The sequence below is a fragment of the Spirosoma arboris genome (assembly GCF_009754945.1).
GTDB classification, from domain to species: domain Bacteria; phylum Bacteroidota; class Bacteroidia; order Cytophagales; family Spirosomataceae; genus Spirosoma; species Spirosoma arboris.
In genome coordinates, this window is the sequence record NZ_WPIN01000040.1 from 1 (window position 1) to 10906 (window position 10906).

General features: G+C 44.5%; 9 protein-coding genes and 1 pseudogene. 4 read left to right on the forward strand and 6 right to left on the reverse strand.

Annotated features, from left to right (window positions below; translation table 11 throughout):
* Positions 1-409: 409 nt before the first annotated feature.
* Positions 410-2452, reverse strand: a complete 2043-nt coding sequence (locus GO755_RS40340; RefSeq protein WP_157591118.1) for a tetratricopeptide repeat-containing protein — start codon at positions 2450-2452, stop codon at positions 410-412.
* Positions 2453-2710: 258 nt separating this feature from the next.
* Positions 2711-2923 (reverse strand): patatin-like phospholipase domain-containing protein, encoded by a 213-nt coding sequence (locus GO755_RS40345; RefSeq protein ID WP_157591119.1) that lies wholly within the window; start codon positions 2921-2923, stop codon positions 2711-2713.
* 492 nt (positions 2924-3415) lie between these two features.
* Here GO755_RS40345 and GO755_RS40350 point away from each other — a divergent pair, with 492 nt between their 5' ends.
* The 3 genes and pseudogenes from GO755_RS40350 (at position 3416) to GO755_RS40360 (ending at position 5550) form a co-directional block, all read left to right on the forward strand.
* On the forward strand, positions 3416-4333 hold the full coding sequence (locus GO755_RS40350; protein WP_157591120.1) for a peptidoglycan-binding protein: 918 nt from the start codon (positions 3416-3418) through the stop codon (positions 4331-4333).
* Between the two features lie 534 nt (positions 4334-4867).
* A pseudogene (locus tag GO755_RS42285) lies at positions 4868-5011 on the forward strand (pentapeptide repeat-containing protein); the annotation flags it as partial.
* Positions 5012-5289: 278 nt separating this feature from the next.
* Positions 5290-5550 (forward strand): hypothetical protein, encoded by a 261-nt coding sequence (locus GO755_RS40360; RefSeq protein ID WP_157591121.1) that lies wholly within the window; start codon positions 5290-5292, stop codon positions 5548-5550.
* A 279-nt stretch (positions 5551-5829) separates the two neighbouring features.
* Here GO755_RS40360 and GO755_RS40365 read toward each other — a convergent pair whose 3' ends face one another.
* The 3 genes from GO755_RS40365 to GO755_RS40375 form a co-directional block, all read right to left on the reverse strand.
* Positions 5830-5979: a hypothetical protein gene (locus tag GO755_RS40365; protein WP_157591122.1), complete on the reverse strand. Its 150-nt coding sequence runs from the start codon at positions 5977-5979 to the stop codon at positions 5830-5832.
* Positions 5980-6402: 423 nt separating this feature from the next.
* Positions 6403-7968: a hypothetical protein gene (locus tag GO755_RS40370; RefSeq protein WP_157591123.1), complete on the reverse strand. Its 1566-nt coding sequence runs from the start codon at positions 7966-7968 to the stop codon at positions 6403-6405.
* Between the two features lie 167 nt (positions 7969-8135).
* Complete coding sequence (locus GO755_RS40375; RefSeq protein ID WP_157591124.1) at positions 8136-9506, reverse strand: hypothetical protein; 1371 nt, start codon at positions 9504-9506, stop codon at positions 8136-8138.
* A 594-nt stretch (positions 9507-10100) separates the two neighbouring features.
* Between GO755_RS40375 and GO755_RS40380 the strand changes: the two genes are divergently transcribed.
* Positions 10101-10607 carry a hypothetical protein gene (locus GO755_RS40380; RefSeq protein ID WP_157591125.1) on the forward strand — a complete coding sequence of 169 codons (507 nt, stop codon included), beginning with the start codon at positions 10101-10103 and terminating at the stop codon, positions 10605-10607.
* Here GO755_RS40380 and GO755_RS40385 read toward each other — a convergent pair.
* Positions 10591-10906: transposase (locus tag GO755_RS40385; protein ID WP_198175087.1), on the reverse strand; the 316-nt coding region annotated here is incomplete at its 5' end. The genes GO755_RS40380 and GO755_RS40385 overlap by 17 nt on opposite strands.

The window sequence follows — 10906 nt, forward strand, 5'->3', positions numbered from 1 at the left end:
TGAACGTCTGATCCTCAATCTTTGAGCGGAACGCTTTTCGGGAGGACCTCAGTTCATTTGTTTGATTTTCCTTCCCCTTTCCAACTTCATCGGGCGTCTTTCCACTCAGCGAGCTATGGGGGCTGAAGCTATTATACTCTGGCCTCCAATGTTCATGTAATATGTCCAATGAAGTTGAATGAGCCGTTTTGGAGTGGCTTAACAGAGATTTTTGGTTAAGTTGGACAAAGGAGATTTGAGTGAAACAACAGGGGCGCCGGAGGTTCGCCGTTGCAGTGCGATTACTAAATTGCCTCAGTGGCACGGTCCATCGTTGCGGGCACACTTCTTCTCTTTTTCCATATAGTGAAATGGTCCGCCTGAGCGAGCCCTGCCGCTGTTGTCTACGTTTACTTGACGACGTACACTGTTAAGCCAGCATATTTATATCAATTACTATAGTCTTGGCACCTCGGGTTTGAGCCTGTTTAACCATATGTTCCGTTCCTCCGGGTCCATCTCCTCCTTTGCCGTTCCATAATGCAATCAGGCTCATGTGGAGACCCCCATTGTCCAGCGCCTGGTTCAACAGCCAGAGGTTATTGCGCTCCCAAATACTATAGCTTTTGTTTTTCCCGAGCCAAGCAGGTAACTCCTTGGTTTGCGATAAAACCTTCCAAGGTAGTTTAGTATACATTTTGTTGAAGCGGTCAATCCAGTCGGGTCCGGCAATGGCGACTGATTCGGCAATATATAGATCGCGTGGCAGCGCCAGGTATAACTCTGTTTTAATGCCAAGTTCCTCACATACTTCATGAAATAGAATATCGCCCCCACAGGCTCCACCGGCCAACCCCACCAATGGGCCGTTTATAGTTTCCTGCTCCTTCTGTAGAGCCTGTTTGATTGCCTTTCTGACTGCCATCTCTTTTTCGGGTGGAAATCGAGGTTCCGGTCTTCCGGCCTGGTCTATCCGATGACCTGTGAATAAAATGGTATGCACCTTGATTTTATTGCTGGAAAGCGAAATGGCCGGTAATGCCTCTAGGGCTGCCTTCACATTATCTTCTTTAACACCCAATTGCTGATAAATCACTAATTGCCGTACAATGGCATCAAAATTTAAATTCGTTGCGCCTTTCAGCGCATTCTGGTAGGACAGTTTAACCCGGCTGGGTCGGGTCTCAGTTAGACAGATAAAATCAGCTTCCGTAATTTTTAACCAGGCATATTCATCATCATTCTCTCCGATAATTTGTTTTCCCGCTTCAATCGAATAATAAACCGATTGTTTTATGGCCTCTAGTTTTTCCTTTAATCCCTCCAGTTCCTGTTTAGCTAAACTTGTTGTCCTAAATTTTAATTCCCAGACTTCCGGGATCCGTTCGGCGAGGGTAATGGTTGTAATTAATAATCCCAAGGCGTTAATTCCGGAATAAAAATGATTCAGGCATTCCATAAAAGCATGTTCATATGTTTCAAATGCAATCGTTAAATCCGTAGAACCTATGGCCGCAGAAAAGTGATCAGGCGTTGGGACGTTTTTCCACGCTTCCAGCCATAAGGCTTTTGCATTTCGGGCCTTTAGGGCAAATGACTCCGCCCGTTTCAAAGGTGTCAGATCATGGCGATGAGCCAGCAATTTTTCAATGGCTATGTTGGATCGTTCAAAAAGCGCTTCACTTTCCGGAAGATTTGCCGTAATTTCGGATTCGGCAAGCCGTTGGTAAATCGTGGCTAGTCGGTCATTGGCCTGCAGATCATTCCTATTATGTTCAATTATTTTTTCCCAAACGGTCCGGGCGGGTTGCAGACAACGAAGCGCATAAAGAGCCTCCCCGATTTGACGAAGACCCGGAATATACCATTGAAAGCCGGAAATTTCCGTTGCCATAATAGCTAATATAGACGCATTTTTTTGAACTGTCGCCACCCGAAGATCCGCCTCAAAATCGTCTGGGATTACCAGAAACCGTTCCGGGTCCTGAGAGATGAGGTTGGGCAGCTTGTCAAAAACCGGACTATCTACTCGGGTGGCCTGGCGCGTTTCTTCCAGTGCCTGTAGCAAATCAGGAATAGCATCTCCTGGATTCTCTTTGTTATAAGCGATGTAGCGATACCCTAGAATATCAAAAGGTGTCTCATCAAAGCCCGGACATTTTATGAGCACGGTTCGCTTATCCCTTAAGGAGTGCCGGATACCCATTTCATAGAATACATTGGCATTATGAATGGAAATATCAACCACCACCAGATCCGCCACCAACAGCAGCGAGAACATGTCTTCATGAATACTACCGGCTTCAAATATATTTCCGGTGGTACCTCCTTGGAGACCCGCCTGATCCAGAGCGGGAAGGATAAGTTCCTTCTGTACCCGCTCAAAATCGAAGTCTATCGGGACCTGTTTCCCGGTTTTGTCCTTCTGCAGGACTTTTCTAGTGCCAAATGGTCGAACAATAAAAGCTTGCATACTCAGACGAAATTACCAAGGTGAGAAATCTTGACCTGATTGGCGGCTGCCGCTTAGCCTACTTCCTGCAACTGATCCAAAAATTGTACTGAGTTCAGTTGACGAACGTCCTGAGACTGGATATGAGCAAGCCCAGTGCATCAAGCCCATCATGGCTCAAATCAACATTGTGGCGGACGTAACGAAATAGTCATTTTGCTCGGTCCGAATTCGAAATTGCCTCCTGGGCAAAATCGCATCGCCAAACTCCCGATCGATCTATGCCCCATAGGCACAATAACCGAAGATGCGACAGTTTATATCCTGATCTACCAGGCTGATATACATTAGATTATCGGGTAGTGACTTGAGCGTATCCACAAAATTACCGTATACTCTAGGAGTGGCTGAAGCGCCCGTTCCAACCGAAACCAGCAGTGAGTTATCTTCACCAGTCGTCCATTCCAACTTATAAGCGGGATGGGTAGCCATTTTATTCAGTAAACAATATGCATCACCCGCCAATCGTCTGACAACCAACCACCCCGATCTAATTCAACCACCCTAGCTCCCGTCTCATTTATCCACTTCGGTTTGCCCTATACAAGGCAAAAATTGCTTAATTTATTAAGAAAAGAAACGGGAAAATCCCCATTTTTTAGGATGCCCGTTTTTGCGTTCTTTGCGCTGATCGAGTTCTGGTTATTATATACCCTGAATTTTAATTATGAGTGTTTAGAACAAATCAAGTGGATGCTGAAACTAGCCGGTAAAGCTTCCCCTGATAGGCAACTTGGGAAATAGCTAAAAGTTGTATAAGGGGTTGCAGCTAGCCAATAATTCGTTATGTATCCTGAGCTTTACTTTAAAGAATTTCCCTATTAAGGAGTGCATTCGATAGAGGCTAAATCAATGTTTGTGCTACAAACTCTAGTCCTGTCGAAAGTATCGATTTGATTAGTAGTTACGTAAAAACAATTTACTATGGACCGAATCTTGTTTGCCAAACCCGCGAAAGGAGATCTAATACGCAAAATTCAGAGGCACCTAACCGATTCCTCTTTCGACACGCATGGTATGGACGGGACTTTCGGTGTCAATACCGAACTGGCGGTTATAAACTTTCAGAAACAGAATGAACTCCCCCCCACCGGCCTAATTGATTTAAAAACCTATACCCTCTTAACAGGGGAAGAGATTCCCTCCGTCCAGGAAAGAACACTACAGCTAACGGCCGCCTTTGAAGGACATGATTATACGCTAGCTCAGGGCAATTTTGATGGGGCAGGTATTACCTGGGGTATAATTGGGTTTACCCTTTTATCGGGCAAACTAAAGAAAATTATTCAGTTGATCCACCAGCGAAAACCAAGTCTGGTTGCCGATGCCTTTCAGGAAAAGATGCCCGAACTCTTATCGGTTTTAAAATCACCCTTAAAACAGCAATTGGCTTTTGGGAACAGTATCAGTATCGGTTCCAGTAAAGTTAGACTAGCCGAACCCTGGCGAAGTGCATTTGCTAGGTTTGGGGAGATGGAAGAAGTAAAAGCCTTACAACGGGACATTGCTGACCAGGATTTTTTTCAACCGGCTTTGCAAACAGCCCATGATTTTGACCTAAAAACCGAGCTAGGAACTGCTCTTACATTTGATATTCATGTGCAGAATGGGAGTATTAAGGAGATGGCCCGTAAACAAATTGATCGCGAAACTAAAGCGCATCCAATCACCAAAGAACAGGATTTACGGGTAATCTTGGCCAACGCGGTTGCGGATCAGTCAAGACCGGTCTTTCGAGAAGATGTACGGTCCAGAAAGCTTACCTTGGCCACGGGTTCTGGGAAGGTCCACGGCGAACAGTTTATCCTTCGCAACTGGGGCTTAGATGAGTTGGAGGTTTAGTAAGTTACGGCGGCTCAAGACCATTAATCTATTACCACAATGTATGATGAACTAACTTCATAAATGCGGCCTCAGGACTACCCCTTGATTACAATGGAGGGTTTCGCTGATGTATTTTTAGCTTTAGTACCCAATACTATAGAAATAAATGGATGATCTATTCTACCCCTAACCTTTAACAGAGTATGTCCTTCTTCTATTTTCATTGTCACCCCATTACCAAAGCCATCTGAATGGAGAGTGATCGCCAACATCTGCTGGAAGAAAATATTATCCCCTTATCGACCGCCGGTTTAAGCCGTGTATCGGCATGCTTATTTTGCGTCTTTTTTGGGACAGTCAACTTAAATGAAGCTCAGTAATCCACGGCCTTGGGCGCTGGTGATGTTCTAGTTAGCTACACCTTTTTGTAGTTTTACTCCATCAGTAAGTACAAAAAATAGGCGCACGTGTCTGGGAATGTGATTACCGTATTGCCTGAACGCCCAATTACCGATTCCGAGTACTGTCGGGCTTGGTTAAAGACTTAGGGGAGCCGATCTTAGCCATGCGGATCTTACTCGTGCCATATTTCAAGAGGCTGTTTTATTAGAAACTATTGTAGAAGATGCTATTCTCACTGGGTGTAATATATATGGCATATCCGCATGGGATTTAAAAGGAGAACCAAAGGATTAATCTGATCTTCTTGTTAGCATGTATAACAGCATAAGAATTGATGATATTCAAATAGCTCAAATCATCAATTTACTGCTTTCTAATAAAAAATTACGTATTGCTATTGATGGAATCACTTCTAAGTTAGTGTTGATTCTAGGTCGATTTACAGAGGAGCGCAAGCCTGCTTTAGATGCCATTCGTAACGCACTTCGGGACGCAACCATCTACCCATCGTCCACGATTTCACAAACCCTAATAGTCGCGATATTACCGAGACCGTTTCTAGACTGGCGCACATGGCCAAGTTCGTCATTGCCGATATTACCGATGCGAAAAGCATTTCACAGGAGTTGATGGCAATCGTGCCAACGTTGCCATCCGTACCCGTTCAGCCGTTGATCCTGGCCTCTCAGCAGGAATACGCTCAATTCTCCTTTTTTAAAAACTACCTCTGGGTACTTAAGACTTGTGAATATGAGAATATAAAAAGCTTGATTGCTTCGATTGAAGAACGGGTCATAAAGCCCGCCGAAGACTGGCTGGCGGCAAAGCGATAAAAAATGCCGACTTGATCTAGGTCGGCATTTTACTTTTATCCACACCATAAGTAACACTCAGTGTTGCCAATGCAGGTATAACCTACGAGTCTATCGGCAAAGTGTCAATTCACATTAGCTAACGGTAGATCTTCAACGCTGACCCTACTAGAACCAGCGTTGAAGATCTACCGTTAACTGATTGCTAAGGCAATCCTGTGGCTTAGACGACAAAGCGAAGAATCAGTAACAACAAGTCAGTAAAAAGCCCCATTCATGAGAATGAGGCTTTTTACTTTACTAGCCACCACCTGGTGGCTTGATGGGCTTTTCGGGTGGATCGTCCCCGTAGCGAGGGCTAACAGTTGATGGCTCACAGGCGCTCATGACCAGCATTGTTACCAGTGTTAGTATGGCTGCCCAACCTGTGATCAAGGATTTCTTTTTCATAGTTTAGCTACTAGTGGTTTGAGTAAGGGAAGCTTTATTATTTACACCATAAATAAGCTATTTTCAGCTGAACCCATATCTTGAAGGAGCTGACATTACTTAACGGTCGTAAAAAACGCCCGTCTCGTTGGGGCTGGTGTTTTTGCTTCATGACCATTAGCTCACTGGTTGAATAGGCAACCTGTTCTTGGCTACGATACAGGCAATCCAGTTGCTGAGGAATAGGCCCACTCGTTTTAAAAAACGAGCACTCGACTACCCTACGAAAGCCCCATTAGGCTCTTTTCATGTCTCTTCTGTAACAAGCAAGTTGCCGCCAATAAGCTTACACTCGTTGCAGGGAAAAATAAAAAGAGTTGTTTATGCCTGCATTTCCTACACTGCCTACACGGATGATGTTCGACAGGAATCATAAGCATGTATCTACTTCTGGTTTAAAACCTGCTTTAGCAACCGTTCTAATTCGGCCTGCTTTTGCTCCAATGCTTGTAGTTTTTGTTGTTGCAGTTCCAACCGCTGCTGCTTTTGCTGATCGGCTTTCTCCAATTGAATACTATATAGAGTCAACTCCTCTACTTTTTCCAGTAGGGTGGCATTCATTTTCACCAAATCGACGCCATCTCTGACTACTTCACTCGCTGAGGGAACCCCAGGTAAATGCTGATTCGCATCAATGTACTTTTTTACCTCAGTCAATGATTGCAGGTGGTAGCCGGATGCAAATACCTTGTCACTCCACTCATTAGAGTTGTTGATCCGTAGCTGGTAACGAGCTTTCACCACATCACCTTTTTCATTGACGGTTAAGAATTGGTCGGTTGCCTGGATAGGTTTGCTTTGACTGGTTAGGTTAGTTAGGCGTAATCCACTCTCGTCGGCCTCGTCTGAAACAAGTTCTAATTTCCGCTGAGGGGCGGAGGTCCCAATACCCACATTCACCCTATTGCCCAGAATTAACGCATTACTAATAGCCACTCGACTATTCGAACCAATAGCAATTCCATTGAAAATACCCTCAGTCGCTTGGCTGTTATAGCCCATCAACACGTTGTCGTCCGTGGTCGTGATGGCCGTACCGGAGTTAGGGCCAATGATAATATTATTGCTGCCGCTCGTAACACTGGAGCCCGCCTGATAGCCAATAAAGGTATTTTGAGCCCCATAATTATTGGAACTACCCGCCGAATAGCCAACAAACGTATTGTTGTTACCACCACTGGTTGAGTAGCCAGCAAAGGAGCCAAAAAAGCTATTACTATTGGCAGTCTTGCCCGAATAACCCGCCTGAAAACCAACAATGGCATTCAAATAACCAGTGGTGTTTGCGAAGCCCGCTTTATCGCCCATAAACACATTATTATAGCCGCTGGTGTTATAGCTTCCGCTATAGGTGCCAATAAATATATTGTTAGAGGCTGATGTGGATGATAAACCCGTAGAATACCCGATGAGTATATTTTCGCTACCTGTTCGATTAGAGCTACCTGCATCAACCCCCATGAAGATATTTCTCGTACCTGTCGAGGTGTAAAAGCCTGTGCCTTCGCCTAAAAATACATTTGTCCCTCCACTCGTAAGGGAATAGCCTGCTGCATCACCGATAGCGGTGTTGGCTGAACCTGTGGTGCTGCTACGTCCTGCATTATCACCAATGTAGGTATTGCCATTACCCTCGGTGTTATACAAACCGGCCGCAAAGCCAACAAATACGTTCTCTTTCCCTATTGTGGTGAAGCGTCCGGCATCCACTCCATAAAAGCTATTCCATTGGCCTGTTGTCAGCGAACTTCCCGCATTATAGCCAGTCACCGTATTGCGGTCTCCGGTTAAACTCCCACTGCTACCCGCCCCTGGTCCCACCAGCGTGTTAAAGGTGCCATAGACAGACGAATTGGAATTGTTGGAAGAGTTCACCACATAGTTGCCCTGAGCCAGCAGCAGGCTGGGCAGCAACAGGAAAGGAATACCAAGAATGAAGAGCTTAGCCATAAAGCAGTTGATTAGGATGAGAAGAAGTTTCTTCTAATTGACTCAATATCAGACACTATATCAATATTTTAATGGCATTTTAATCTGGTTTTGAGCAAGTGGTTAATAAAAAAACGCCCTGCTTATTAGTCAAGGCGTTTGATCCTCCTAGGGGTATATTGACAAGACTACTTCTTTCCCAGTAGTTGCTTGAGGAGTTGTTCTAACTGATCGATTCGTTCTTCCTGTTTCTGGGCTTTCTTATCCTGCTCAATGCTATATAAAGTTAGCTCCTCCACTTTCTCCAACAGTGTCGCATTCATTTTTACAAGGTCAACACCATCATGTACTACCTGCTCAGCGGAGGGTACACCAGGTAAATGTTGATTGGCATCGATGTACTTCTTTACCTCAGCTAAGGATTGCAAATTGTAGTCCGGTGCAAATACCTTATCACTCCATTCACTGGTGTTATTGATCCTAAGTTGATACCGGCCTTTCACTACGTCCCCTTGCTCATTAACGGTTAGGAACTGATCGGTAGAAAGCACGCTAGGACTCTTGCTGGTTAATTGTTCAAACCGAACACCTGATTCATTTGATTGCTCACTACGCACCTGTAGACGCGCTGTAGGTGCTGAAGTACCAATACCCACATTAGCTTGATTGCCTAGAATTAAGGCATTACTAATAGATACCCGGCTGTTTGCACCGATGGCGATGGCATTGTAAAGTCCATTGTCGGCTTGGCTATTATAGCCTATTAGCACATTGTCATCGCTGGTGGTAATGGCGGTGCCTGATTGGGGACCAATGATGATGTTATTGGAGCCTGTCTTGTTAGAAGCTCCGGCACCATAACCATAAAATACATTGCTTTCGCCAGTGGTATTGCTGGTACCTGCATACGTGCCTGTAAACGTATTGAAGTTACCTGTGGTGTTGGATGAGCCCGTCAGATTGCCAATAAACACATTTCCATTTCCTTCGGTGTTACTATAGCCTGCCTGTGCACCACTAAACGTATTAGTACCTCCTGAGGTATTACTATAGCCTGCCTGCCAGCCACTAAATACGTTCAAACTGCCAGTGGTGTTGGTATATCCCGCCTGATAACCGTCAAATAGGTTCGAACCGCCAATCGTATTGACATTACCCGCCTGATAGCCACTAAATACATTACTATATCCTGCGGTGTTAGCCTGCCCTGCGAAAGCACCCGTAAAGACATTATAATACCCTGTGGTATTTTTAAGACCAGCTGATCTACCGACGAACGTATTATAACTTCCTGAGGTGGTATTTTCCCCGGCATCCACCCCAAAAAAACTATTGAACGAACCTGATGTCAGGGAAATACCTGCATCGTAACCCACGACTGTATTTCGATTCCCCGCCGAATGGAAACTAGCCCCAGCATAAGGTCCAACAAAGGTGTTAAAGGTGCCATAGGTAGCCGTCGTGGAATTATTCGGGGTATTGGCTAGATAGTTACCTTGGGCTAATAGTAGGCTAGGAAGTACTTGCAAAAGAATAGCGAAAATGGCTAGCTTCCTCATAAACAGGTCGATTAAGATGAAAAGGAGATCTGATCTAATAGACTTACTATCAGGCAGTAATTTACTGAATTAATGCTAGGTTAATTCGCCTTTTTAGCCACTGGTACCTGTAGCGATGAACAATACAAAACGCCAGCCCTGCACAGAGCCAGCGTTTGTTTATTCCCCATCATTGAGCAGGTCTCAATTCAGCCTTCTGACGTCATTAATCGACGTGGCCGAAAACGCAATCTCGTACTAAGCGATACGCTCCATTATCAGGTCTTCTTTCTACTGCTTGGCCATGGGATAGAGTTAGGCGCTCACGTAAATAGGATAATTCCATTTTCGTACTATTCTAGGAAATACGAAAATAAAACTGTCGAGAAATGCCCAACTATGAAGCTTAAGGCAGGAAATTAGGGTAAAATGGGTTCCTGTTTTCGCACTTTAAGAAGAAAAGTACGAAACGGCATTAATGATGGTGCGACAACACAAATGGTCACTATCTTGTCACAAGGTAGATGAAACCTGTCAGTTCACCATTATTATATCTCGCCGGTTTCTGGCTTCTAAACATATTGTAGATTATACAACAGATTCTAGCCCCTTAGTATGACCGTAGATGAGTTAGAGGAGAAGGAAAACAAGTTGCTTCTTCAGATCAATAGTACCGAAGGTCCAATGGAAGTAAAAGTAGGTCAATTAGAGGCTGGGGGAGTATTTGATGAATACAGGCAAGTCCATAGCTTCTATGCTGATCTTGCCCAAAAAGACAGCGAAGCTTTAAAACGAGGCCTATTTCTCCAATGGTACTCTTCAGTAGAGCCTTCCTTCTTGAGCGGTATTGATAACGTTGATCCACAAGCAGAGAAGCGGATCATAGATACCTTAAATAATCAGATTGGTCGAAACGAAGTTGATTCTGAACTCTACTCAATGCTTAGCTACTATGCGGGTTGGAGGTTTGTATTTGACCGCTTCAGTGATTCTACCAACCTGGTGAAGCTACTCAATAACAGATTAGATTATGATTCCATTATCCAGCAACTTAAACAAAGTGACTTAACCTGTAGAGGTCAAATGGGAATCTATTGGCAGTCAATTATTCCTCTTGGTTAACATATTGGCAGTGGCTGTTGCAAAAGTAAACCAGTATACAATAAAACTGATCAGGTACTTGTAAAGCGATGACCATTCCGCTTTGTTCAACTGGTGTAAAGCGTAGGTACTTCTTTAGATTGTAAGCCATAGCTGCCACATACATTACCTTAGCCGCAGTTTCCCGGCTTCTCGTGTTGATTTGGCGTAGCCCATAATAGTTGATCAAACTACCCAAAACCGGCTCAACCGTCGATGACCGCAGCCGCATCATCCGCTTGCCAAATCGGCTCGATAATCGATTCGTCATTCGCTTATAG